25 protein-coding genes are annotated in these 24,911 nt (G+C 57.8%); 12 read left to right on the forward strand and 13 right to left on the reverse strand.

What is annotated here, in order from left to right; translation table 11 throughout:
- The first annotated feature begins 76 nt into the window (after window positions 1-76).
- From G7G_RS0108540 to G7G_RS0108550, 3 genes are all read left to right on the forward strand, one after another.
- A complete protein-coding gene (locus G7G_RS0108540; RefSeq protein ID WP_010440399.1) occupies window positions 77-1,681 on the forward strand; it encodes a peptide chain release factor 3 in 1,605 nt (534 codons plus the stop codon).
- A 41-nt stretch (window positions 1,682-1,722) separates the two neighbouring features.
- A complete protein-coding gene (locus G7G_RS0108545; RefSeq protein WP_010440402.1) occupies window positions 1,723-2,628 on the forward strand; it encodes a glycosyltransferase family 2 protein in 906 nt (301 codons plus the stop codon).
- 183 nt (window positions 2,629-2,811) lie between these two features.
- Window positions 2,812-4,164 (forward strand): DEAD/DEAH box helicase, encoded by a 1,353-nt coding sequence (locus G7G_RS0108550; RefSeq protein ID WP_029621847.1) that lies wholly within the window; start codon window positions 2,812-2,814, stop codon window positions 4,162-4,164.
- On the opposite strand, the gene G7G_RS0108555 is transcribed toward G7G_RS0108550, so the two are convergent.
- The 3 genes from G7G_RS0108555 to G7G_RS0108565 are packed head-to-tail and all read right to left on the reverse strand — an operon-like array spanning window position 4,161 to window position 6,183.
- Complete coding sequence (locus G7G_RS0108555; protein ID WP_010440406.1) at window positions 4,161-5,063, reverse strand: EamA family transporter; 903 nt, start codon at window positions 5,061-5,063, stop codon at window positions 4,161-4,163. The two genes, G7G_RS0108550 and G7G_RS0108555, sit on opposite strands and share 4 nt — an antisense overlap.
- 21 nt (window positions 5,064-5,084) lie before the next feature.
- A complete protein-coding gene (locus tag G7G_RS0108560; RefSeq protein ID WP_010440409.1) occupies window positions 5,085-5,987 on the reverse strand; it encodes a fatty acid desaturase in 903 nt (300 codons plus the stop codon).
- Window positions 5,980-6,183: a DUF2061 domain-containing protein gene (locus tag G7G_RS0108565; protein ID WP_010440411.1), complete on the reverse strand. Its 204-nt coding sequence runs from the start codon at window positions 6,181-6,183 to the stop codon at window positions 5,980-5,982. Before G7G_RS0108565 ends, G7G_RS0108560 begins: the two co-directional genes overlap by 8 nt.
- A gap of 108 nt (window positions 6,184-6,291) precedes the next feature.
- Here G7G_RS0108565 and G7G_RS0108570 point away from each other — a divergent pair, with 108 nt between their 5' ends.
- Together G7G_RS0108570 and G7G_RS0108575 are read left to right on the forward strand one after the other, a co-directional pair.
- Window positions 6,292-7,158, forward strand: a complete 867-nt coding sequence (locus G7G_RS0108570) for a helix-turn-helix domain-containing protein (RefSeq protein WP_010440414.1) — start codon at window positions 6,292-6,294, stop codon at window positions 7,156-7,158.
- A 76-nt stretch (window positions 7,159-7,234) separates the two neighbouring features.
- Window positions 7,235-7,417, forward strand: a complete 183-nt coding sequence (locus G7G_RS0108575; protein ID WP_010440418.1) for a hypothetical protein — start codon at window positions 7,235-7,237, stop codon at window positions 7,415-7,417.
- Window position 7,418: 1 nt separating this feature from the next.
- Here G7G_RS0108575 and G7G_RS0108580 read toward each other — a convergent pair whose 3' ends face one another.
- The 3 genes from G7G_RS0108580 to bcoG are packed head-to-tail and all read right to left on the reverse strand — an operon-like array spanning window position 7,419 to window position 10,596.
- Entirely contained in the window at window positions 7,419-8,180 is a 762-nt protein-coding gene (locus tag G7G_RS0108580) for an SDR family oxidoreductase (protein WP_010440420.1), read from the reverse strand.
- Window positions 8,177-9,643 carry a carnitine 3-dehydrogenase gene (locus G7G_RS0108585; RefSeq protein WP_010440421.1) on the reverse strand — a complete coding sequence of 489 codons (1,467 nt, stop codon included), beginning with the start codon at window positions 9,641-9,643 and terminating at the stop codon, window positions 8,177-8,179. Before G7G_RS0108585 ends, G7G_RS0108580 begins: the two co-directional genes overlap by 4 nt.
- 29 nt (window positions 9,644-9,672) lie before the next feature.
- On the reverse strand, window positions 9,673-10,596 hold the full coding sequence (gene bcoG / locus G7G_RS0108590) for a 3-dehydrocarnitine:acetyl-CoA trimethylamine transferase BcoG (RefSeq protein ID WP_010440423.1): 924 nt from the start codon (window positions 10,594-10,596) through the stop codon (window positions 9,673-9,675).
- 132 nt (window positions 10,597-10,728) lie between these two features.
- Between bcoG and G7G_RS0108595 the strand changes: the two genes are divergently transcribed.
- Entirely contained in the window at window positions 10,729-11,715 is a 987-nt protein-coding gene (locus G7G_RS0108595; RefSeq protein ID WP_029621848.1) for a GlxA family transcriptional regulator, read from the forward strand.
- A gap of 77 nt (window positions 11,716-11,792) precedes the next feature.
- Here G7G_RS0108595 and G7G_RS0108600 read toward each other — a convergent pair whose 3' ends face one another.
- From G7G_RS0108600 to G7G_RS0108610, 3 genes are read right to left on the reverse strand one after another with little or no spacing between them, the layout of a single operon-like run.
- Window positions 11,793-12,839, reverse strand: coding sequence for an aldo/keto reductase (locus G7G_RS0108600; RefSeq protein WP_010440427.1), 1,047 nt, complete (start codon window positions 12,837-12,839; stop codon window positions 11,793-11,795).
- A gap of 31 nt (window positions 12,840-12,870) precedes the next feature.
- Window positions 12,871-13,329, reverse strand: a complete 459-nt coding sequence (locus tag G7G_RS0108605) for a DNA polymerase III subunit chi (RefSeq protein WP_010440428.1) — start codon at window positions 13,327-13,329, stop codon at window positions 12,871-12,873.
- A 4-nt stretch (window positions 13,330-13,333) separates the two neighbouring features.
- Window positions 13,334-14,800, reverse strand: coding sequence for a leucyl aminopeptidase (locus tag G7G_RS0108610; protein WP_010440430.1), 1,467 nt, complete (start codon window positions 14,798-14,800; stop codon window positions 13,334-13,336).
- 219 nt (window positions 14,801-15,019) lie between these two features.
- Between G7G_RS0108610 and lptG the strand changes: the two genes are divergently transcribed.
- From lptG to rsmA, 5 genes are all read left to right on the forward strand, one after another.
- Entirely contained in the window at window positions 15,020-16,120 is a 1,101-nt protein-coding gene (lptG, locus tag G7G_RS0108615; RefSeq protein WP_029621849.1) for an LPS export ABC transporter permease LptG, read from the forward strand.
- Window positions 16,120-18,285: an LPS-assembly protein LptD gene (locus G7G_RS0108620; RefSeq protein WP_010440434.1), complete on the forward strand. Its 2,166-nt coding sequence runs from the start codon at window positions 16,120-16,122 to the stop codon at window positions 18,283-18,285. Before lptG ends, G7G_RS0108620 begins: the two co-directional genes overlap by 1 nt.
- Window positions 18,276-19,529 (forward strand): peptidylprolyl isomerase, encoded by a 1,254-nt coding sequence (locus tag G7G_RS0108625; protein ID WP_010440436.1) that lies wholly within the window; start codon window positions 18,276-18,278, stop codon window positions 19,527-19,529. The genes G7G_RS0108620 and G7G_RS0108625 overlap by 10 nt, the downstream gene beginning before the upstream one ends.
- Window positions 19,526-20,491 carry a 4-hydroxythreonine-4-phosphate dehydrogenase PdxA gene (gene pdxA, locus G7G_RS0108630; RefSeq protein ID WP_010440442.1) on the forward strand — a complete coding sequence of 322 codons (966 nt, stop codon included), beginning with the start codon at window positions 19,526-19,528 and terminating at the stop codon, window positions 20,489-20,491. The genes G7G_RS0108625 and pdxA overlap by 4 nt, the downstream gene beginning before the upstream one ends.
- Window positions 20,492-20,572: 81 nt before the next feature.
- A complete protein-coding gene (gene rsmA, locus G7G_RS0108640; protein WP_010440447.1) occupies window positions 20,573-21,415 on the forward strand; it encodes a 16S rRNA (adenine(1518)-N(6)/adenine(1519)-N(6))-dimethyltransferase RsmA in 843 nt (280 codons plus the stop codon).
- Between the two features lie 56 nt (window positions 21,416-21,471).
- Here the strand turns inward: rsmA and G7G_RS0108645 are convergent, their stop codons facing one another.
- The 3 genes from G7G_RS0108645 to prfA all read right to left on the reverse strand — a co-directional run bounded on the left by G7G_RS0108645 (window position 21,472) and on the right by prfA (window position 24,188).
- On the reverse strand, window positions 21,472-22,050 hold the full coding sequence (locus tag G7G_RS0108645) for a DUF4167 domain-containing protein (protein WP_010440450.1): 579 nt from the start codon (window positions 22,048-22,050) through the stop codon (window positions 21,472-21,474).
- 228 nt (window positions 22,051-22,278) lie between these two features.
- Window positions 22,279-23,136 carry a peptide chain release factor N(5)-glutamine methyltransferase gene (gene prmC / locus G7G_RS0108650; protein ID WP_010440453.1) on the reverse strand — a complete coding sequence of 286 codons (858 nt, stop codon included), beginning with the start codon at window positions 23,134-23,136 and terminating at the stop codon, window positions 22,279-22,281.
- The gene (gene prfA / locus G7G_RS0108655; RefSeq protein WP_010440455.1) at window positions 23,133-24,188 is read right to left on the reverse strand and encodes a peptide chain release factor 1; all 1,056 of its coding nucleotides are present in this window, start codon (window positions 24,186-24,188) and stop codon (window positions 23,133-23,135) included. Before prfA ends, prmC begins: the two co-directional genes overlap by 4 nt.
- A gap of 62 nt (window positions 24,189-24,250) precedes the next feature.
- Here prfA and G7G_RS0108660 point away from each other — a divergent pair, with 62 nt between their 5' ends.
- Window positions 24,251-24,553 (forward strand): hypothetical protein, encoded by a 303-nt coding sequence (locus G7G_RS0108660; protein WP_010440458.1) that lies wholly within the window; start codon window positions 24,251-24,253, stop codon window positions 24,551-24,553.
- Here G7G_RS0108660 and G7G_RS0108665 read toward each other — a convergent pair.
- Window positions 24,479-24,904, reverse strand: a complete 426-nt coding sequence (locus tag G7G_RS0108665) for a DUF1499 domain-containing protein (RefSeq protein ID WP_010440462.1) — start codon at window positions 24,902-24,904, stop codon at window positions 24,479-24,481. The two genes, G7G_RS0108660 and G7G_RS0108665, sit on opposite strands and share 75 nt — an antisense overlap.
- Window positions 24,905-24,911: the final 7 nt, after the last annotated feature.

Consider the following 24,911-nt stretch of genomic DNA (forward strand, 5'->3'; position numbering starts at 1 on the left):
CTATTGCCATACCCCCACGATTCGAACCACCCCCTTTGTCTTGCCTCGGCAGGGTTCCCCGCCTATACGCGCGTTTATGCTTGATACCTCGAACCAACCCACTCTGCCGCCCGAGATTGCCCGTCGCCGGACATTCGCCATTATCTCGCACCCGGATGCGGGCAAGACAACGCTAACGGAAAAGTTCCTGCTTTATGGGGGGGCCATTCAAATGGCCGGTCAGGTGCGCGCCAAGGGTGAGGCACGGCGCACGCGGTCGGACTTTATGCAGATGGAGAAAGATCGCGGTATCTCGGTCTCGGCCTCGGCGATGTCCTTCGACTACGGGGATTTCCGGTTCAATCTGGTGGACACCCCCGGCCACTCGGATTTCTCGGAAGATACCTATCGCACCCTGACGGCCGTAGACGCCGCCGTCATGGTCATTGACGGTGCGAAAGGTGTGGAAAGCCAGACGCAGAAACTGTTCGAGGTCTGCCGCCTGCGCGATCTGCCGATCCTGACCTTCTGTAACAAGATGGACCGCGAAAGCCGCGATACGTTCGAGATCATCGACGAAATTCAGGAGATGCTGGCCATAGACGTCACTCCCGCCGCGTGGCCCATTGGCGTGGGTCGCGATTTTATTGGTTGCTACGACATGCTGCGCGACCGGCTGGAGCTGATGGACCGCGCCGACCGGAACAAGGTGGCCGAGAGCATTCAGATCAACGGGCTGGATGACCCCAAGCTGGCCGAGCATGTGCCGGCTGAACTGCTCGACAAGCTGCTGGAAGAGGTTGAGATGGCGCGCGAATTGCTGCCAAAGCTCGACCCACAGGCGGTGTTGGAAGGACACATGACCCCGATCTGGTTCGGCTCGGCGATCAACTCATTTGGTGTGAAAGAGTTGATGGAGGGCATCGGCGCCTATGGCCCGCAGCCTCAGGTTCAGTCGGCAGAACCGCGTCAGATCGCACCCGATGAGAAGAAGGTCGCCGGTTTTGTTTTCAAGGTACAGGCCAACATGGACCCCAAGCACCGCGACCGGGTGGCCTTTGTTCGCATGGCGTCGGGCCATTTCAAACGTGGCATGAAGCTGACCCATGTGCGATCAAAGAAGCCGATGGCAATCTCGAACCCTGTGCTGTTCCTCGCTTCTGACCGCGAATTGGCCGAAGAGGCTTGGGCCGGTGATATCATCGGCATTCCCAACCATGGCCAGTTGCGCATCGGTGACACGCTTACCGAAGGCGAAGCGATCCGCGTGACCGGCATCCCCTCCTTCGCGCCGGAACTGCTTCAAACCGTCCGCGCGGGCGATCCAATGAAAGCCAAGCATCTGGAAAAAGCCCTGATGCAGTTTGCCGAGGAAGGCGCGGCCAAGGTCTTTAAACCCTCGATCGGCTCAGGCTTTATCGTCGGGGTTGTCGGTGCGCTGCAATTCGAAGTGCTCGCCAGTAGGATCGAGATGGAATACGGTCTCCCTGTGCGGTTTGAGGCGTCTCAATTCACCTCGGCCCGCTGGGTCAGCGGTGACAAGCCCGAGGTCGACAAATTCGTTAACGCCAACAAACAGCACATCGCGCATGACCATGACGGCGACATCGTCTATCTGACGCGTCTGCAATGGGATATTGACCGGGTGGTTCGTGACTATCCAGCACTGAACCTGACCGCGACGAAGGAAATGATGACCTGACGGATTCCGCGGCCAATCCAGAAAAGACCACATGGGGGATTGTGTCCACGATCCGCGCCCCGCGTGAAGATATTCTGCGCTTTACCGCCCACCACCTCGATATCGGCGCGGACCGGATTTACATCTTTCTGGACGAGCCAGTCCAAGGCGACATCACCGGCCTGCGCGAACACCCCCGGATCCGGGTGCGCACGTGCGATGCGGCGTTCTGGAAGCGTCGCGGTCGTGAGAGGCCGGACAAACATCAGGTCCGGCAATCGTCGAATGCCAATTTGATCTATAATCGGACCGATCTGGACTGGGTCGCGCATATCGACGTCGACGAGTTCCTTTGGCCGATGTCCCCGATCCCAGATCTGCTGAGCCAAATTCCGGATGACGCCCCCGCCGTCCGCGTCCGCCCGATAGAGGCTCTGGCGGGGGGCGAGGACCTCTACAAAGCCTTCATTCCCGAAGGAAAGAATAGACAGGCGCTGGTCGAATCGCTCTATCCAAAATTCGGCGCCTATGTTCTGGCCGGTTTCATGAGCCACATTCAGGGCAAACTGTTCGTGCGCGGTGGTTTGAAAAAACTGAGCGACCGTATCCACAACCTCTATCAGCACGGTGAGTTTCTGCCAGTGAGAACCGAGCTGCCGCAGATCGATCTCTGCCACCGCCACGCCCCGGATTGGGAGCATTGGCTGGCGCATTACCGCTTCCGCCTTGAACGCGGCTCGTACCAGGCCAGCCCGGATCGCCCGCGAAAGATCGGCGCGCTAGACAGGTTCGAATTGTTCACCCTTCTGGAAGCCGAATACGGGCTAGATGGTCTTAAGGAATTCTATGATGAAATCAGCGCCGCTGACCCTGAGGTTCTAGAACGGCTTGAAGATAATGACATGATGCGCCACCGCCCGCTGGACCTGGACCGGAAAGTCGCGAAACACTTTCCCGGAAGCATCTGAATTGTTGCGGAAATCCCTGTTATCGGCGGATATGGAACAGGTTAAGCCGACTTCATTTGACCCTGCCCCGCGTTTTTGTTATGCCCGCGCCACAGCCGAAACGCGCATGAGGCGCATGGCCATCCGGGCCCGGCATATTCTGACGCGCGGGCCAGGTCGAGTGTCCGCATGAACCGGACATACATGACAAAATTTAACGAACTGAACCTGAACCCGAAGGTCCTCAAAGCCATTGAGGAAGCCGGATACGAAACTCCGACCCCGATCCAGGAAGGCGCAATTCCAGCCGCACTGGAAGGGCGCGATGTTCTTGGGATCGCCCAGACTGGCACCGGCAAAACCGCCAGCTTCACCCTGCCGATGATCACTCTGTTGGCCCGTGGGCGTGCCCGCGCACGTATGCCTCGCTCGCTAGTGCTGTGCCCGACTCGGGAACTGGCGGCACAGGTGGCCGAAAATTTCGACACCTACGCCAAGCACCTTAAGCTGACCAAAGCGCTGCTGATCGGTGGCGTTTCGTTCAAGGAACAAGATGCCCTGATCGATCGCGGTGTTGACGTGTTGATCGCCACTCCGGGCCGTCTGCTGGACCATTTCGAGCGTGGCAAGCTGCTGCTGACCGGCGTTCAGATCATGGTGGTGGACGAAGCCGACCGGATGCTCGATATGGGTTTCATCCCTGATATCGAACGCATCTTTTCACTAACGCCATTTACCCGCCAGACCCTGTTCTTCTCGGCCACCATGGCGCCCGAGATCGAACGGATCACCGACACGTTCCTTTCTGCACCGACCCGGGTCGAAGTTGCGCGTCAGGCCACTGCCTCGGAAACCATCGAACAGGGAGTGGTGATGTTCAAAGGCGGTCGCCGGGATCGTGAGGCCAGCCAGAAACGCAAAACCCTGCGCGCTCTGATCGATTCCGAAGGTGAAAAGTGCACCAACGCTATTATCTTCTGCAACCGCAAAACAGATGTAGATATTTGCGCCAAATCGCTGAAGAAATACGGCTATAACGCTGCCGCGATCCATGGTGATCTAGACCAGTCGCAGCGAATGAAAACACTGGACGGGTTCCGCGATGGATCGTTGCGGTTGCTTGTTGCATCAGACGTCGCGGCGCGGGGCCTGGATATCCCCTCGGTCAGCCATGTGTTCAACTTCGACGTTCCCGGCCATGCCGAGGATTACGTCCACCGCATCGGCCGCACTGGTCGCGCCGGGCGCGAAGGCAAGGCAATCACGATTTGCTCGGGCCGCGATGAAAAGGCTCTGGCCGCGATTGAAAGCCTGATCCAAAAAGACATTCCGCGCATCGACAATCCGGTTAAGGCCGATGAGCCGAAGCCAGACGCGCCGAAGCCCGAGAAAAAGGCCAAAACCTCGGAAAGCAAGAAAAGCGAAAGCCGTAAAGAGCGTGAGCCGAAATCCCGTGGCCGTAGTCGTCGCGAAGATGGCGGGCCAGCAGTTGTGGGCATGGGCGATCACCTACCCAGCTTTATTGCGCTCAGCTTTGATGAGCGTCGCGCTGGCTAGATCGTCAGCACAAGCGCCAGTATCGACAGGCCAAGTAATGTCATCCCGGCGACCTCTCGCCGGGTAATGGTTTCGCGGAAAAACAGCAGCGATGCGAACAGGCTGAGGATCAGTTCGATCTGACCCAGCGCCTTCACATAGGCCGCGTTCTGTAGTGTAAATGCAAAGAACCAGCAGAACGAACCGCATAGGCTGGTCAGACCTACGAAGATCCCGGTCTGACGGGTTTCCCACACTGCGCGCAGCTCGGCCCGGTCTCGCCACAGCAGCCATAGCCACATGCTGAGGAACTGGAACGTGACCACCGCAGCCAGCGTCACCAGTGCCCGGAACCACGCGTCGATATCGCCCAGTTGCAGTGAAGCACCACGATAGCTGACAGAGGAAAAGGCGAACAATACGCCTGAGCCCAGACCAAGGCGCGAGGCTTTGTTTGTTAGATGTTGCCACCAAGCCCCGGTGCCTCCGGGTGTTTTTGACAGCAGCAGAACGGCCAGTAATCCAAGCAGAATTGCTCCAAGCGCCCCGGTTGACACCTGATCGCCGAGGATGAGGAACCCAACGATAGCGGTTTGAATAACCTCGGTTTTCTTGAACGTAATCCCAACTGCAAAGTTACGCTGCTTGAACAGCGCCACCACGCAGATCGTGGCCAATATCTGCGAGGTCCCGCCGATTACCGCAAAGATCCAGAACTTCGTCGTCAACGCTGGTAATTCGTACCCTGTCGCGCCCAAGGCTATAATAAGCCCCAGCAAGGCCAACGGCATCGAATAGGCAAATCGTGCAAATGTCGCCCCGGCAGCCGTAAGTTTCGCACTGCTCAGCGATTTCTGCAGCATGAACCGCACCGTCTGGAACGATGCGGCTGCGATGGTGACGGGAATCCATAAACTCATGGTTTCCCTTCTGTCGTTAAATCAAGGCTTTGGCCAGAGCGGATGCGCCACCGGATCCTTGGCGCGCCAGAAATATTCCCGAAATATCTGCGCATATGAACGGTATACATAGGCCTCGTTACAAGCCAGATAGCGCTCTTTTCCTGCACGGTAGAGTGTCGGCAAACGGTACCACGGCGCGGCTGGATTCATATGATGGACGACGTGCAGATTGTTGTTAAGAAACAGAAATGCAAGGATGCCACGGTCTTCAACAATCACGGTCCGGGCACGGGATTTCTCATGGGCGCGATGCTCCAGGAATGTGCGGATCTTGACCAGACCCAGCCCGATATATGCAGATAAGGCAAAGGCCCAAATCGGCATTTGCGAAAGTGCGGCGATCCAAAGCACCGCAGCAACGCCGGGCAAATGTAGCGCCCATGCCAACAGAATCTCCCGATCCCCGCGCAATGCACCTCGTATTTCATCCCTCAGGAACGCAATCTGCCCAATTGCAGGCCCCAGAACCATCCGCCCAAGCAGAGTATTGTTCACCTGATACATCCTCCTCTGCCAACCGGCCAGAGACGCCCAGACCTGCGGGTCAAGATAGTTGGTCTCAGGGTCATCGTAAGGATCGGTCAGGTTCGCATCACAGTGATGCGCCAGATGCAGGTCCCGAAACCGATTGTATGGAATGAACAAGGTCAGCGGCAGTGCCATCAGCGCCTCATTTAGCCATTTCTGGCGAAAGGGATGCCCGTGCAGCGCCTCATGGGTCAGCGAGGAATGCAAAGCGGCCACCAGCCCCATGACTGGGATTGCCAGCCAAAGGGACATATCAGCCAGCCAGAAGATCACGCCAAGCCAAATGGAATAACACGCGAGGATCAGGGCGAATGTCGCCCACTCAGGCGATTTGGGTGTGGTGGGATCAGCCATTGCGGCCCCACGAAATCCCGGCCCAGACGCGTTCGTAAATCACGTACATCGTCAGACCAATGGCCGTATTGACCAGGGCAACCATTCCCCCAAGCGCTGCCGAGCCTGTAGCGATCAAACCAACCAGCGTCATCATCGCGAGTCCCATCGCATTCCACACCAGCGCTTTCACGACCGACCTGCGTCGCGTTTCCATTCCAGACCCCATTCTTGTTTTTGTAACACCAGCGTTACAGACACATCCAAGGGTCGGGAATTCTGAATATGATTAACAATTCACAACATAGCTGATATTAATCACCATATGATTGAAAAAATCGACAAACGGGATCGTGCCTCGCAGTTCCGGCAGCGCCTGGCCAGGGCGATGCAAGATCGCGACGTCAGTCAGAGTGCGCTGGCACGTAGCATCGGTGTTGATCGATCAACTGTCTCACAATTGCTGACCGGAGCAGGCGCACGCCTGCCTAATGCGCATGTGGTTGGTAGCTGCGCCTCGGCGCTCGGGGTATCCGCCGACTGGTTGTTGGGCCTCTCCAACCGACCTGAAAGCGCTGCGGAATTGCTGGCCAGCTCCCTTACGCTGACTGAGGCCGCGCGAGCGCTTGTAGATGAGCGAATCTTTGAATGGCACCAAGAAGCCGCCGGCTACAAAATACGTTATGTCCCCGCCACCCTGCCCGACATGCTCAAGACCCGTGCAGTTTTGGAATGGGAATACGCTCCGCATTTGGGCCGTACTGCGGATCAAGCCATTGGCGCTTCGGCGGACCGGCTGGCCTGGATGCGTAGCGCACAGTCCGATTATGAAATTGCGATGCCGCTTTATGAGCTCCACAGCTTTGCTCATGCCACCGGATACTACGAGGGGCTGCCCCTGCAGGTCCGGCTGGATCAGATCGACCATCTGCTAAGCCTATGCAAACAGCTCTACCCCCGCCTTCGCATCTATCTATTTGATGCCAAACGGCTTTACTCTGCACCGGTCACTATATTCGGTCCGCTTCTATGTGTATTCTATGCTGGAAGCCACTATATGGCCTTCCGCGACCGCGACCGGATTGAGGTGTTCACTCTTCATTTCGATCGGCTTGTGCGCGAGGCGGAGATGACCGCCCGTGATTTCCCAACGCATTTGCAGCAATTGCGTGCCGAAATTACACAGACATGACCTGAGGGATATCTTGTTGTATAGTCACTTGGCGCGAACCCATAGACATTCCGATCTGAGATGGAGGATGACGGGAATGGACGCACTCAAAACCGCAGAATACGCACGTGCCCTTTACACGGCTCATGGAGATCGGGCCGAGGCCGAAGCTGCGCAGAAAATGCGCGAAAGCCAAGCCGCCGGAAACCAGCAGGAGGCGCAGGACTGGAAAGCCGTCCGCAGCGCCATCCGCCAGATCCGCGGCCCCAATCAGGGCTGATCTACAGTTTCGGGTCAGGATTGACTGTATGACCATCCACCGCGATCACCTGACCCGACACCAGCCGCGCCGCATCTGACGCCAAAAATACAGCCATGTTTGCAATGTCCCGCCCCTCGACGAAGCGGCCCATGGACGTGCCCGAGGCGTAACCGTTGTAAACCTGATCCCGGGTCATGCCCTTTGCAACGGCTTCGCGTTGCAGCACGCCCTCCATGCGTGGTCCTTCTACTGAACCGGGGCAGATTACATTACATCGGATTCCGTGCGGCCCCAATTCCATCGCCAGCGTTTTGCCCAAGCCCACCATGCCCCATTTCGCCGCCGCATAAGGTGCGCGGTTGGGATAGCCGTATTGGCCTGCAGTCGAAGACGTGATTAGGATCGCACCACTCCTCTGCCGCTTCATTATTGGAGCAGCATATTTGGAACACAAAAACGCCCCTTCCAGATTTACTGAAAGGCAAGAACGCCAATCAGTTAGAGGCACATCCTCAACCGCAGCGGTCGGCCCGGCGACCCCTGCATTCGCGCACAGCACGTCGAGCCCACCCCACGCGGCCTCAACTTCTTTGAATGTAGATGAAACAGCGGTTTCATCCGAAACGTCCAATAGGCTTTGCTTCCAGTCTGATGGGCATTCTACCAGCGCATCTACGTCAATATCCGCCACCCAGACCTGCGCCCCGGCAGCATCAAACGCTTCCGCCATCGCGCGGCCGACACCCGAGGCGCCGGCAGTAATCAGAACCCGGCTGGTCATGCAGGCTTGCGGATCGCAGCGCCCGCACCTTCCGGATAAGGCAATCCGGCCTGCGCCTCAGCAATCCGCGCCATTGCAGCCTCGATTTCGGGTGATGGCGGACTGGGGCGGCGGGTTTCAAGGCTGACATGCAACAAAAAGCTTTCGCCAGTGGCCAACAACGTCTCACCTTCGTACATGCTGTGGAAGACATGCAGCTTCTTGCCCTGCCCCAACAGCATCTGCGTACGGCACTCGATCCGCGAACCGGCATGGGTCTCTTGCATATATCGGATGTGGTTCTCGGCGGTGAAATAGCTGCCGCCAGTGGAGATATACTCCATGTCGCAGCCGATTATCTCCATGAACCGATCCGTGGCGGCTGCAAAAGCTTCAAGGTATTTGGCCTCGTTCATATGGCCGTTGTAATCCGTCCAATCCAGCGGCACGGCGCGCGATAGCGTCAGAATGGGCTGGCTCAGATCCGCTTGATCCAGGTTCGGCAAGGCTCCCGGTTTCAGCGCAGCGTCATGTTGGTTCAACACCGCCCCGGCCCCGTAGTTCTGCGCCTTCAACGCCCGCATCATGCCCACAAGGTTGTTGTCGCGAATGCGCTCCAACTCACGGATTGAGTGCATGCCCGATTGTGCATCCGACTGTTCCGCGATCATGTCGACCAATTCATCGGTGAACTCGGGTACATCCATCAGCTTGGTCCAGGGCCATTTCAGCGCCGGGCCGAACTGCGCCATGAAATGCCGCATCCCGGCTTCGCCACCGGCCACGCGATAGGTTTCGAACAGCCCCATCTGCGCCCAGCGGATGCCAAACCCCATGCGGATGGCTTCGTCGATCTCCTCGGTTGTTGCGATACCGTCCTTGACCAGCCACAGCGCCTCGCGCCAGACGGCCTCAAGGAAACGGTCCGCGATATGCGCGTCGATCTCTTTTTTGACATGCAACGGAAAGAACCCGACCGAGGTCAGCAGTTCCTTCGCCTTAGCGACCATCTCAGGCGTATTTTTGTCAGTCGGCACAAGTTCGATCAACGGCAACAGATAAACCGGGTTGAATGGATGCGTGACCACGATTTGCTCGGGCCGCGACGCACCTTCCTGCAGCTCAGACGGTTTGAACCCGCTTGTCGAGGACCCAATGATGGCACCGGGGTCACATGCCTCCTGCAGACTTTTGTAAACCTTCAGTTTCAGGTCGAGCCGCTCCGGTACGCTTTCCTGAATCCACATGGCGCCGTCCACGGCGTCGCCAATCTCATCATGGAAACTCATCACCCCCTCCGGCGGCAGGGGCACATCGCTCAGGCCTGGCAGAGAGCGGCGTGCATTGACCAGCACCTCGCCAATCTTGCGTTCCGCCTCCGGATCCGGATCAAACACCCGAACATCCCAGCCATTCAGGAGAAACCGCGCAGCCCATCCGCCGCCGATCACACCGCCACCAATGATTGCAGCAATCTTTTTCATATCGCTTGACCTTACTCGTAGTGCGGGCCTCAGCCCGCCACTCCTGCCGGTGCCCGCTTGACCAGACCCAGTTTCTCACGCACTTCCTGCGGCCCGATCACGCGCGCACCCATGTTTTCGATGATGCTGCCCGCACGCTCGACCAACTGCCAGTTCTCGGCCAATACACCCTTCTCGAGCCACAGATTGTCCTCCAACCCGACACGCACATTGCCACCCGCCAGAACCGATGCCGCCACATAGGCCATCTCGTTCCGACCCAATGAAAACGCACTGAACGTCCAGTCATCTGGCACGTTGTTTACCATCGCCATGAAGGTGTTCAGATCATCCGGCGCGCCCCAGGGCACACCCATGCACAGTTGCACCAGCGCATTCGGTTCCAGAACACCCTCTTTCACCAGTTGTTTGGCAAACCACAGATGACCGGTATCAAAGGCCTCGATCTCGGGCTTCACACCCAGATCGGTCATCATTTGCCCCATCGCGCGCAAGGCGCCGGGGGTATTGGTCATCACATAGTCGGCTTCGGCAAAGTTCATCGTGCCGCAGTCTAAGGTGCAGATTTCCGGCAAGCACTCGGCCACGTGTGCCACACGCTCAGTGACACCAACCAGATCGGTTCCGGCCTCCGCCAATGGCAGCGGATTTTCGATCCCGCCGAACACCATGTCCCCGCCCATGCCAGCCGTCAGGTTCAGCACTGCATCAACCTCAGCATCACGTATACGGTCCGTCACCTCACGATACAGCGCCAGATCGCGCGACGGTGCACCCGTCTCAGGATCGCGCACATGGCAGTGCACCACCGCCGCACCGGCCTTGGCTGCAGCAATCGCACTGTCGGCGATTTGCTTGGGTGAGCGCGGGACATGAGGGCTGCGATCCTGGGTTCCGCCCGACCCAGTCACGGCACATGTGATAAAGACTTCGCGGTTCATTTCCAAAGGCATGGCGTTTTCCCCAGCTTATACCCGGTTTTACCGTGGGTTTTCCCCAGGTTTCTCCCCGGATTCCGATTTGCGTCAACGCCAACTCTGGCGCAGCCTTGGGGAAACCACTTGGCAGAATGCGAATCAGACTTGATGAAATCCGCAAAAAACATACTCCAGCCTGAACATCGTGCCCTGAAAACGGCGGTGCTGGTGATGGACGAATGCAACACGCTCAGCTTTGCTGCTGCGGTCGACCCGATGCGCGCAGCCAATCGGTTGGCAGACCGGCCCGCTTTTGACTGGGACTACGTCACCGCCACTGCTGAGCCCGCCATGTTGACGAGCGCTCTGAATGTACAAGGCATCCCATTGGCACGCCTGCAAGGCTGCGATCTAATGATTGTCGTCGCGGGTTTCCAGCTTGCGCGCCAGGCAACGCCCAGCTTGCTTGCCGGTCTTCGCCGGATCGCCGCCACTGGCGCCACAATGGCCGGGATAGATGGCGGCCCCTGGTTGCTGGCAGAAGCTGGACTGCTGGATGGTCACGCTGCGACGACGCATTGGGAGGACTTGGAGAATTTTTCCGCCCGCTTCCCCAATGTCGATGTACGCCCCGACCGGTTCACCGTGTCCGAAAACCGCCTGACCTCGGGCGGTGCTGTCCCGGCGATCGATATGATGCTGCACATCATCGCCGCCCGCCATGGTGCAGGATTTGCAGCCCGGGTCTCGGGCCTGTTCCTCTACGAAGGCACATCCGAACCCTCAAAGCCGCAAAGCCGCACCGGTGCACCGCATCGCCATACTGCCCTGACTGCCAAGGCGAACTCGCTCATGGAATCATCCCTAGATGAACCCTTGCCACTGGCACATATCGCCGACACGCTCGGCACCAGCACGCGCACCTTACAGCAACAGTTCCGCCTACGTCTCAACACAACTCCGCAAGACCACTACCTGCAATTGCGCCTCGCCGAGGCCCGCCGTCTGGTCACCGACACCGACATACCCTTGATGGATGTGGCCCTGGCAACAGGCTTCGCCTCGCAATCCAGCTTCGCCCGCGCCTTCCGTACCGCGCACGGTCTTTCGGCCCGCGACCTAAGACAAGACCGTACGCAACCCACCCATCACTGACGCGATCCAACTTCATCTGGCCAGAAATACCTCGGGGGAGTCGCCAATGGCGACGGGGGCAGAGCCCCCCTTGCCCTTCAATACGGCATGGGGAAAGCCCGATGCGCTGCACTGATCTCGACCAACACCTCTGGGGACAGCTTCAGATCCTTGCCCGCCAGAATATGTTCTAACTGCGCCACTGTCGTCGCGCCGAATATTGTCGATCCCATAAACGGCCGGCTGCAACACCAGGCCAGGGACATATGGATCGGGTCCAACCCGTGTCGCTGCGCGATATCCAGATAAGCCGCCACAGCATCGAACACGCGATCCGTTTTGCGTCCGCCCATATTGGGGACCAACGCCATGCGTGATCCCTCGGGCACGGCACCCCCTTGATATTTTCCGGTCAGGAAACCTGCCGCCAAGGGCGAAAATGACAGCAACCCAACATCTTCCAGCAGGCACAGTTCAGCCAAATCCGTATCGAACAACCGGCAGAGCAAAGAGTACTCGTTCTGGATCGACGCAACCCGAGGGCCGCCGACTTCATCGGACGCTCGCAACCATTGCGCCGTCCCCCATGCGCTCTCGTTCGACAGACCAAAGGCGCGGATATTGCCCTTGTCCACCTGCGCTTGCAGAGCAATCAGACTCTCGCGCATCTCGTCCACGATCTCATCCCGGTTGTGCCCCAAGGGCGCATAGTCCCAGTTCTGCCGGAACATGTAACTTCCGCGATTTGGCCAATGAAACTGATAGAGGTCGATGCAATCCGTCTGCAACCTGCGCAGTGAGCCTTCAATCGCCTCGGGAATGGTCTCTTTCGAGATCGGAGCCCCATTGCGCGCATGCACGAAGCCTTCGCCAGAATGCTTTGTGGCAAGCACATAGTCCCCACGCCGCGAGCGATTTGCGGCATTCCAGTTGCCCAGTATTTCCTCGGTCCGTCCGACTGTCTCTTTCGAAATCGGATTCACCGGATACATCTCTGCCGCGTCTACGAAGTTGATCCCACCCGCAAGCGCCGTATCCATCTGGCGGTGCGCTTCGGCTTCCGAGGTCTGAGTACCAAAGGTCATCGTGCCGAGACATAAATCCGACACCATGATCCCGGTACGGCCCAAAGGCTTCATATCCATTTAAAATCTCCTAAAATAAATAAGCGACCGATCAAGCCTCGGCCTTCTTCTCCCATCGTCCGGATTCCTCGGACCAATATTGTGCCGAACACCCCGCCCCAGTCAGGGCTTTCCACTGTCCTCGCGCATGTTGAACTGCCTCCGGGTTATTTCCGTCAAACAAGATACAGACCCGCTCCAAGGCCGATACTTCGTCTGCCTCAACCGGCGCGCCGTCGACGGCCATTACGCAAGTCGCGCCATTAGCGGCCTCTGGTCCGGTCGTCAGCAGAACCGGCTGCGCTGCGTCATGCGCGCCGCCTTCGCGGGCATGTGGCAGGAATCCCTCTTCGGGACCCAGCCATAGTTTTTCATCCAGCCAGTCCATGCGCGCAGGGTCCACCCCCCGCACGGCAATCCGCCACCCGGCCTGCCGTGCCTTGTCGAGCAGTACAGGCAATGTGTGCTCCAATGGCTGACGGGTCAGGTGGTAGAAATAGACGGCACCCATGCGCTTACTCGAAATTGTCCTGCACGAACCGGCTTAGCGCGCGGACGCCCCAGCCGGTGGCCCCTTTGGGCGCGTAAGACGTCTCGGAGGACACCGAGGCCACACCAGCGATATCGAGGTGAATCCAAGGTGTCTCTTCCTTGACAAAGCGCTGCAGGAATTGCGCTGCGGTGATCGAACCGGCTGGCCGTCCCCCTACGTTCTTCATATCCGCAATGCGTGATTTTAGCTGCTTGTCATAGCCTTCGCCCAAGGGCAGCCGCCATGCGCCCTCATCCTCGGCCTTGGCCGATTTCAGGAAGGCATCGCAGAATGTGTCATTGTTTGAGAACACACCGGCATTCTCATGCCCAAGGCCAATGATGACCGCGCCTGTCAGTGTGGCCAGATCAATCATGCCCACCGGCTGGAACCGATCCTGTGCGTACCACATGACGTCGCACAGAACCAAACGACCCTCTGCGTCGGTGTTGATGATCTCAACAGTGTCGCCTTTCATCGATTTGACGACATCACCGGGGCGTGAAGCATTGCCCGACGGCATGTTCTCGACCAACCCGACCAGCCCAACGACATTGGCCTTGGCCTTGCGCTTGGCCAGCGCACGCATGGTTCCGGCAACAACACCCGCGCCGCCCATGTCCATGGTCATGTCTTCCATGCCACCCGCGGGCTTCAGCGAGATACCCCCGGTATCGAACACAACACCCTTGCCGACCAAGGCCAGCGGCGCGTCATCCTTTTCACCACCATCCCACTGCATCACCACAACTTTCGAGGGAGTGACTGAGCCCTGCCCGACGCTCAGCAGCGTGCGCATGCCCAGTTCGGCCAACTTGTCTTCTTCCAGAACCTCGACCTTCAGGCCCAGCGATTCCATCTCGACCAACCTGTCCGCGAATTCGGTTGTCGTCAGCACATTTGCGGGTTCATTTGTCAGATCCCGTGTCATGCGCACCCCATCCGCGACGGCATAGAGCGGCGCAAATGTGGCCTCGGCCTCCTCGGGCTTTGAATGACCGATGACAATCTCGCCCAACGGATCAGATTCCTTGGTTTTGTGGACATCAAAATCGTAGGCCCTCAGAACCATGCCCAAAGCCAACTCTTCGATTCGCGCGTGGTTGGCGGCCATGACCAGCACAGATTTACCAGCAGATAGCTTTGCCAGATTAGCCCCGGCCTTTCGTGCTTCGTCGAAATCGGGTCGGCGCGGCAGGACCAAAATATCCAGCGCCTCGGCCTCCATTCCTGCCGGCCATGCGAGCGAGATTACATCACCCGATTTCACTTTGCTGAAACGCTCGCTTTCTACCAGCCGCGCAATTCCACCTTTGGTCAAGCGATTGGCCCGTCGCGCGGCGGGGCTCATCTTGCCATCGGCGGGAATGAGAATGGCCACGCGCCCTTCGGCCTGCGCCATCGCATCAAGGTCAAAAGGGGTGAAACGGACGGGCATGAGACTGCTCATATCATTCTCCTGAAAAATGCGTTGCATAAGACCTAGCCCGCGCAGCCACCATTGACCAGATAGCAGTTTTCCCCGCCGACCAATTGCATTATGGTCGCGCGAAAATAACGGCAGGCTCGGGGGAGATAACGTGAGATCAATCGGCAGCTACAGGCCGTCGCGCATGAATCCATGCCCGGCTGTGATTCTCGTTTGCCGGAGCCTGATGGGGACACGCGCGTGATCCTCGACCGCTATTTTGCCCGCCGCTTTATCCAAAGCTTTCTCATAATCGGCGGAATATTTCTGACTTTGATGATCCTGATCGATCTGATCGAGCAGGTGCGCCGGTTCGATGGTACTGGCCTGTCCTTCGGTCAGCTATTGCAGTTGACGCTTCTCAACACGCCCGCCGCGATTAGCGAGATGCTACCCCTTTTGATGATCTTGGCCACTATTGCTTTGTTCGTTGGCCTTGCCCGCAGTTCCGAATTGGTCGTGACCCGAGCCATCGGCCGGTCTGGAATCCGCGCGCTACTGGCCCCGGTATTGCTGGCGTTGACAATTGGAACACTCGCGGTTGCTTTGCTGAACCCAATTGCCGCCGCCACTTCAGAAGAATTTCAGCGTCTGTCGGATGGATACCGAAACCAAGGCAGTTCGGCCCTTTCGATCAGCCGCGAAGGGCTATGGCTGCGCCAGGGTTCAGCCAATGGCCAGTCGGTGATCCACGCAACGGGCACGGTCAACGGAGACAGGTTCGCCTTGAAAGACGTAACCATCACCACATTCGCACCCGACGGTAAACCGAACCAACAAATTTCAGCCCAACAGGCCGATCTTGAGGATGGGTTCTGGACCCTGCATCAGGCCAAGATCTGGCCTATTCAGGATGACCTCAACCCCGAAGCAAATTCCAGCACGCACGAGGTACTGAACCTCCCAACAACGCTGACACGAGATCGGATTCTGGACACTTTAGGACAGCAGGATTCGGTATCCGTCTACGACCTGCCGCAATTGATCCGAGATCTGGAAGAGGCCGGATTTTCCACCAAACAGTATGAAGTCTGGTTGCAGGTACAACTTGCGCGGCCGTTGTTTCTGGTCTCAATGGTCTTGATCGGTGCGGCCTTTACAATGCGCCATGTCCGGTTTGGTGGCACGGGTGTTGCTGTACTAACTGCCGTTTTGCTGGGGTTCGGCATTTATTTCATTCGAAACTTTGCGCAAATTCTTGGCGAGAACGGACAATTGCCGATCCTTGTTGCGGCCTGGGCTCCACCTTTTGCGGGTATCCTTTTGTCACTGGGTCTTTTGCTTCATGCGGAGGACGGCTGATGCGCCCTATCCTCTCCTTACTACTTTCGACCGCATTGATCCTGTCCCTGCCTACTGTTGCTATGGCACAGTCGGAAGTGCCAGGCGCCACCAACGACACCGGTGCGACTCAGCAAAATCAACCAGCCCTACTTGTGGCCGATGAGATTTTCATCACCCCGGACCGCAAACTGGTCGCCGAAGGAAATGTCGAAGCTTTTCAGGGCGACGTGAAACTCACAGCCCAAAGCGTCACCTATGATCGTGAAACAGGTGAGCTGACTCTGGTCGGCCCGATCCGGATCGATCAAGGTGGGGACAGCACATTGCTGGCCGATTCTGCACAATTGGATAGCGGCATCCAGAATGGCCTGTTGATGGGCGCGCGTATGGTATTTGAGCAGCAGGTTCAGATCGCTTCGGTCCAAGCTACCCGTGCGGCGGGGCGATACACACAGTTCAGCAAAGTGGCGGCAACCTCATGTCATGTCTGCGCAAACGGCACCCCACCGATCTGGCAAATTCGCGCACGCAAAGTCACGCATGATCAGCTCGAAAGGCAGCTGTATTTCGAAGGCGCCCAGTTCCGCATTCTGGATGTACCTGTCTTTTATTTCCCTACCCTGCGCCTGCCCGATCCAACTCTCGAACGCGCGACAGGTTTCCTGGTGCCATCAATCCGCACGACCTCACAGTTGGATACTGGCATACAGGTCCCTTATTTCTTCAAGATCGGGGATCACAAAGACCTGACGCTGACGCCCTATCTGTCATCCAAAACCCGCACCCTCGGATTTCGGTACAGACAGGCGTTCAAATTCGGTCGCATCCGATTAAGAGGCGCCTATACGCGAGACGATCTTCGACCTGGCAAAGATCGCGGGTACCTCTTTGCAGATGGTCGCTTCAGCCTGGGAAACAGCTATCGACTGACGTTTGACATCAAAACAACCTCGGACGACTCGTATCTGGCCGACTATGGCCTGCCCGATTTTGATCGCCTCCGCAGCGAGATCGCCCTTGAAAGGATAAAACGCGACACTGCATTCAGGACCGGCTTCATCCACTATAAGACTCTGCGGGATAGCGAAGATCAGGACGAGATCCCATCGCGTATCTTCGACCTTAACTATCGAAAACGTTTATTTCCCAAAGCCCTCGGAGGCGAAGTTCAACTGGCCTTTCTTGGCCACACTCACACTCGCACCAGCGATGAGGATATTGTTGGGCGCGATGTCGCCCGCGCGACTTTTGACGCAGAATGGCTGCGCAACTGGACTTTCGCAACCGGGCTACGTGCCGAGGCCCAGTTGGGCGCGGCGATTGACACGTTCAACATCAGAAATGACAGCAGTTATCCGAACAATGTGACGCGCTCGACGCCGCGCGCGGCCTTTACTTTGCGCTACCCAATGTTGCGACGCGAGCAATCTGGCGCGACGCAAATCCTAGAACCTATTGCACAAATCGGCTGGACACATGTTTCAGATAACGATGTGCCCAACGACGAAAGCACATTTCAAGAGCTCGATCAGGGCAATCTGCTGGCACTTTCGCGATTTCCTGCGCCTGACCGGCGTGAAGATGGCACAACCGCCGTGGTTGGCTTGAATTGGTCCCGCTACAACGCTGATGGTTGGCGTGCGCTCGCAACAATTGGGCAAGTTTTTCGGTCTGACGCCGATCCGGATTTCACGCTGACATCAGGATTGCAGGGGACCAAATCGGACATTCTTTTGGCCGGTCAACTTAACAATGGCAAAGGTTTGACACTGGCGGCACGTGGACTGCTGAATAATGACTTCAGTTTTACGAAAGCTGAGTTGCGCGCAGCGTGGGTCAAAGGAGATACGGCACTATCTGGCGGCTATATCTGGCTGGAACCGGACCCGGCTGAAGCTAATAATGACGAAATATCAGAGCTGCGCGTATCGGGTCGCTATCGCGTGGATCAGAACTGGCTGACCCGCGCCAGCGCGCGCTATGATTTCAGCGAATCTGAGCCACTCCGCCTGGGGTTTGGTTTGACCTACGAGAATGAGTGCGTGCAGGTGAATGTGAACGTCAACAGACGCTTTACCTCCACATCAAGTATTGAGCCTTCGACGGAATTCGGCTTTACCGTAGCCCTGACAGGGTACTCCGTCGAAGGCAATGGACAAAAGTTTAAGAGAAGATGCAGTTGATCTCAGGTTTCACAAAATCTCTTCGCTCAGGCTATCGTAATTCGGTCCTGCTGGTGTTGGCCGCCGCGTTTGTTGCCCTGGCGACACCCCCGGCCCAGAGTCAAAGCCTTTTCTCTCCTGCAATCCGGGTCAATCAAGACATTGTCACTTGGTATGAACTGCAACAGCGCCAACAGTTTCTGGATCTTCTGGGTATCCCCGGCAGTTCCGAAACAGAAGTCCGCAATGCACTTATCGATGACAGGCTGCGTAAACAGGCCATGCGTGATGCCGGGATACAGGCGACGCCAGAAGATGTTCAATCTGGAATTGATGAATTCGCCTCACGCGGCAACCTGAGCACGGACGAGTTTCTAAGACTACTGAACGAAGAGGGAGTTTCCACGGAAACCGTACGGGATTTCGTGGCCGACCAATTATCCTGGCGGGATTATGTCGCCACTCGCTTTTTGTCGCAGGCCCGGCCAAGCGAGGATGAAATCAATCGCGCACTGGGACAGGGCGGCGGCGGCGGCTTGCAGGTTTTATTGTCAGAAATCATCATTCCAGTAACCCCGCAAACACTGGCTCAAGCTGAGGCTCTGGCCGACGAAATTGCATTGCTCCCTGATCAGGAGAGCTTTTCGGCCGCCGCAACACAGTACTCAGCAGCGGCTACACGTGAAAATGGCGGGCGGCTCGAATGGCTTTCGATCACAAATCTGCCACCCGCTCTGCAGCCGGTCATCCTGGGCCTGAAAAACGGCGAGATTACCGATCCGCTTGCTCTGCCAAACGCTGTGGCGCTATTCCAGATGAGGGGTATCCGTGAAACAGCGGGCAGCGCGCCGCGATATTCCGAAATCGACTACGCCATCTATTCCCTCCCAGGTGGCCGCAATACAGATACGCTCGCAAAAGCCACCAAACTCAAGGAAGAGGTCGACACCTGCGATGATCTCTATGGATTGGCCAAGGGTCAGTCGCCGGATATTCTTGATCGTATCACCGCTAAACCGTCCGAGATACCACGCGATGTCGCATTGGAACTGGCCAAACTTGATCCAAATGAGGTTTCAACTGCACTGACACGAAACAACGGTCAGACGCTGATGTTCCTGATGCTGTGCAACAGAACCCGCGATCTGGGTGAAGAAACGACCCGAGTGGACGTAGCCAACGCGCTGACACAACAACGCTTGCAGGCTCTTGCTGACAGCCTGCTGGAACAGCTCCGAGCCGAAGCCGTCATCATCGAGCAATGACACTACCTATCGCACTCAGCTGCGGCGAACCTGCAGGAATAGGCCCCGAGATCGCGGCCAAAGCCTGGCAATCATTGCGCGATGAATGCCCGTTCTTCTATATCGGCGATGCCTCGCACCTCCCGGCAGGCACTCCGATCACTCGGATATCCGACCCAGCAGAAGCCCTTGCAGCAAGCGCCACTGCCCTGCCCGTTCTGCATGTCGAGTTTTCGTCTATAAATACACCCGGACATCCCGAAGCCAAAAATGCGCCCGCTGTCGTTGATGCTATTGAACGGGGTGTCGAGTTGGTCCAATCCGGTGCAGCATCGGCGCTTTGTACAGCACCGATCCACAAGAAGGCACTGATCGATGGGGCTGGATTTGCATTTCCGGGACATACCGAATTCCTAGCCTCACTGGCGGGACAGTCGCGCGTCGTGATGATGCTCGCGAGCGATCAGTTGCGGGTGGTACCAGCCACCATCCATATTCCGCTATCGCAAGTCACAAGCGCGCTCACTCCAGAAGTTTTGCGTGAAACGATCGAGATCACCGCACGGGGTTTGCGCGACCAGTTTGGCATCCCCAATCCTAGAATCGCCGTGGCTGGATTGAATCCCCACGCGGGCGAAGAGGGAAAGATGGGGACTGAGGAGCTCGACTGGATCGCGCCGCTGATCACCGATTTCTCCTCCAGTGATTATTCGGTGACCGGCCCGCACCCCGCCGATACCATGTTCCACGCCGCGGCACGTGCGCGCTACGATGCGGCGATAGCGATGTATCACGACCAGGCGCTGATCCCGATCAAAACGCTGGATTTCGACCGAGGTGTAAACGTGACGCTGGGCCTGCCCTTTGTCAGGACCTCGCCGGATCACGGCACGGCCTTGGACATTGCAGGCCAAGGGATCGCAAACCCAACCAGCCTGATCGAAGCACTCAGACTGGCCCAGAAGATGGCGCAATCCCGCTAATGCTTCATCTGGCCAAAAATATCCCCGCCGGAGGCAAAAAATATCTGGCGCACCAAATCCAATCCGAACAACGATAAAGCCATGAGCGCCATCGACTCCCTCCCCCCGCTGCGCGAGGTTATCGCCACCCATCAGCTCTCGGCCCGCAAATCGCTGGGTCAGAACTTCCTGCTCGACCTCAACCTGACCGCCAAGATCGCGCGGCAAGCCGGGGACCTGACTCAATGCGATGTCCTTGAAATCGGCCCCGGCCCCGGTGGTCTGACCCGTGGGCTGCTGTCCGAGGGCGCGCGCAAGGTCGTGGCCGTTGAAAAAGACACCCGCTGCATCGCAGCCTTGAACGATATTGCCGCCGCTTATCCCGGCAGGCTCGAGGTCATCAACGGTGATGCGCTGGAAATCGATCCATTGGCCCATCTGACGCCTCCGATTCTCGTGGCCGCGAACCTACCTTATAATGTCGGGACCGAGCTTCTGGTCCGCTGGCTCACCCCGCCCGACTGGCCGCCTTTCTGGCAAAGCCTGACCCTTATGTTCCAGCGCGAAGTGGCCGAGCGGATCGTGGCCCAACCCGGCAGCAAGGCCTATGGCCGCCTTGCCATCCTCGCCCAATGGCGGGCCGAAGCGCGCATCGCGATGTCCCTGCCGCCTGGAGCGTTCACACCTCCACCGAAGGTCTCCAGCGCGGTGGTTCACCTGACGGCGTTGCCCGAGCCCCGGTATCCAGCGGACGCCCGCACCCTGTCCCGTGTGGTCGCTGCGGCCTTTAATCAACGTCGCAAGATGCTGCGTGCCTCGCTCAAAGGTACGGCCCCGGATATCGAAGACCGCCTGCTTGCCGCTGGTATCAAACCCACTGAGCGCGCCGAGCAGATTCCACTGGAAGCTTTCTGTGCCTTGGCTCGCGAAATTCAGAAACCCTGATCGCAATAAAAAGCCCCGGGTCAAAACCTCGGGGCTTTTGTCGGCGTGAGCCGATCTTATTCGGCCGCTTCTGGTGCGTCGCCTGTATCGGCGGGCGTATCCTCAGCTGCAGGCGGTGCTTTGGGCTTGCGCGCCCGCGGTTTACGCGCCGGCTTTTCCTTCTTCTCCTGAGCCGGAGCTTCGGCACCTTTGCTTTCGGGTGTCTCGACCAACCCGCTTTCAGGTGTCGGTTCGGCCGAGGCGAAATCCATCACATCAGGTTGCGGAGCTTCGGCGGGGTCCGCCTGACGAGCCGCTTCGCGCTCCTGACGTTCGGCACGCTCACGGTCACGTTCAGCTTGCCGTTCGCGGTTCTGGCGCTCTTGCTCTTCGCGGCGCGCTTCGATCTCGCGCTGCGCCTCGCTCAGCATGCGCAGGTAATGCTCGGCGTGTTGCTGAAAGTTCTCAGCCGCCACACGGTCATTCGACAGCTGTGCGTCGCGCGCCAGTTGGTTGTATTTGTCAATGATCTGCTGCGGTGTGCCACGCACTTTGCCCTCAGGACCCGAGCTGTCGAAAACTCGGTTTACGACGTTGCCGCCAGAAGGACGATTGCGGTTGTTCTTGGCCCGCGAGCGGGATTTGGAAGATCTCATCTTACTTTACGTCAGCCTTATCAATTCACTGTCGATCAACCCGTATCTAACGCTGCTCAGTGGCTTTGTGCCGTTACGCGCTATCGACTTTTTGGGCTTGGCGTCAGGGGTGCGCTGAAACAGCGTCAACCTCGCCGACTAATCCTGAGTAAACATGTCCTGAGCGCTCAGACAAGAGGATTCTCGCAATTGTCGCAGCTTTTTTACATCAATCGGCATTTTTCAGCTTCAGATTCCCCTGGATGGTGGCATTCTTGCCCCTACAACCCGGTCACGCCCGTCCAGGTCAGGGATCACCTGCGTGCGCGTCAGTCCGGCGGCATCAAATAACGCTGAGACATAAGTGCCTTGTGTTGGACCGATTTCTACCAAAATACGCCCGCCAGGCATCAGATAATCTGGGGCCGAGGCCGCTATACGACGGTACGCGTCCAATCCGTCGCCCTCATCCGTCAAAGCCATGCGCGGCTCATGCTCACGTACTTCCGGCGAAAGTTCATTCATTTCTTCCGCCGAAATATAGGGCGGATTCGAAACAATCAGGTCAAATTGCCCCTGAATGTTTTCAAACCAATCCGACCGCCGAATCTCCAAACGCGCCTGAACTTGATGCTGAACAGCATTGGCGCTGGCCTGCAGGCATGCCGCTTCGCTCAAATCCACCCCGACGCCCGAGGCGCTCGCCCGTTCAGCTAGCAAGGTAATCAAGATACAGCCCGTGCCCAAGCCCAGGTCCAGAACATGATCGAACGGTTCACTTAGAGCTGCTTCGATCAAAGCTTCGGTTTCTGGACGAGGGTCAAGTACATCACGGCTGACCCGGAACCGACGACCATAGAATTCGCGCTCGCCCAGAAGGTGCGACACCGGCACCCGGATGGCACGAAGAGAAATCAACTGGTCATAGCGCTCTGCGATATCAACGGGCAGTTCCTCGGGTGCGATCAGCGTCACACGGCTGGCCTCGATCCGTGCCGCATGGGCCAGCAGCACCCGCGCATCCCGTGCCGGATCGGGCACCCCTGCCGCGCGCAAACGCGCGGTGGCCGCTACCATGGCCTGCGCAGCTGTCAGTGCCGCAATCATTGCGCCATCTCGGCCAGCAGCCGGGCCTGATCATCTGCGGTGAGCGCATCAATCACCTCATCCAGATCGCCCTGCATCACCTGATCCAGCTTATAGAGCGTCAGGTTGATGCGGTGATCCGTCATACGACCCTGTGGGAAATTATAAGTCCTGATCCGTTCCGACCGGTCACCCGAGCCCACTTGGCTGGCGCGATCCGCTGACCGCTCACTGTCGATCCGCTGCCGCTCCAGATCGTAAAGGCGCGTTTTCAGCACCTGCATCGCAATCTCACGGTTGCGATGTTGCGATTTCTCAGAGCTGGTCACCACGATACCGCTGGGCAGGTGCGTGATCCGCACCGCCGAATCCGTCGTATTAACGTGCTGCCCACCCGCGCCGGAACTGCGCATCGTGTCGATGCGGATGTCATTCGCGTCGATCTGGATGTCTACATCCTCAGCCTCGGGCAAAACCGCGACGGTCGCTGCCGAAGTGTGAATACGCCCGCCGCTTTCGGTTTCGGGCACACGCTGTACCCGATGCACGCCAGATTCATATTTCATCCGCGCAAAGACGTTGTCGCCCTTGATATGAGCCACTACTTCTTTGATCCCGCCGAGATCCGAGGCCTGTTCCTCGATGATTTCAAACTGCCAGCCACGCGCCTCGGAGTATCGCTGGTACATCCGCAGCAGGTCTCCGGCGAACAGAGCCGCCTCATCGCCACCTGTACCGGGCCGTATCTCCAGCATCGCCGGGCGCGCATCCGCCGCGTCTTTGGGCAATAATGCCAGCTGCAAGGCATGTTCGGCCTCGGGGATTCGCGCCTGCAGTTCGGGAATTTCCTCCTCGGCCAGCTCTTTCATGTCTGGGTCGGCCAGCATCGCTTCGGCCTCGGCCAAATCGGAGACCAACAAACGCCATGACATGATCTGATCAACCACCGGCTTGAGGTCCGAGTATTCTTTAGCCAAGGCCGCAATATCTCCGCCCGATGCGCCATCAGCCATGGCCGCTTCGAGATATTGGAATCGCTGGGTGATCTGTTCTAGGCGTTCTTCGGGGATCATCCGCGCGGTGTCTATCATCCGGGGGCTTTGGTCAAGGCCTTGCCTTGTGCTAGGCTTAGCGCATGAAACAACTGATCCTGGCCCTGACACTTGTTGCAACTCCTGGTATGGCCGACGTTATTGGCCCCGGGGGCAAGGTGCAGGACTGCTATTGCACCGACAAATCAGGCACCCGCGTCGAATTGGGAGAGATGATCTGCCTGCAGGTCGACGGCCGCATGTTCATGGCCCAATGCCAGATGTCGTTGAACGTGCCCATGTGGCGTGAGGTGCAGGAGGGGTGTTTGTCGTCAGGGTTGCAGCAAAGCAAGCCAGTGGGTGACCCGCTGTCGATTGACGCCGAAATCTTTCCGACCAAATCTTGAGCGCGCATAGATGCGCAGCTTATCCCCGTCATGCTGAACGGTGGTGTAGTCGGGAAACCCGAATACCATGGAACGGATGACATAAGTTATCATTCCCTCTTCGATCGAACCTGCCAGCACGGTCGTGCACGGCGTCGAGCGGGCGATATGATCGAGTTGCTCCATCGCTTCCGGGGCTGCCTCAACGACCCGCACTACGCCGTTCCTAAAATCTCGATCCAATCCTTCGGGGGCAACATGCCAGCGCGTTGGGTCAGACGGCGCAAGGCGAACATATGCACCCATCGCAATGCCCACCGAAATCAACAGCCAAAGCACCATTTTCATCTGCCCTTCGATCCCTTTGCGCAAAGCCTAC

Source organism: Ruegeria conchae (genome assembly GCF_000192475.1).
GTDB classification, from domain to species: Bacteria; Pseudomonadota; Alphaproteobacteria; order Rhodobacterales; family Rhodobacteraceae; genus Ruegeria; species Ruegeria conchae.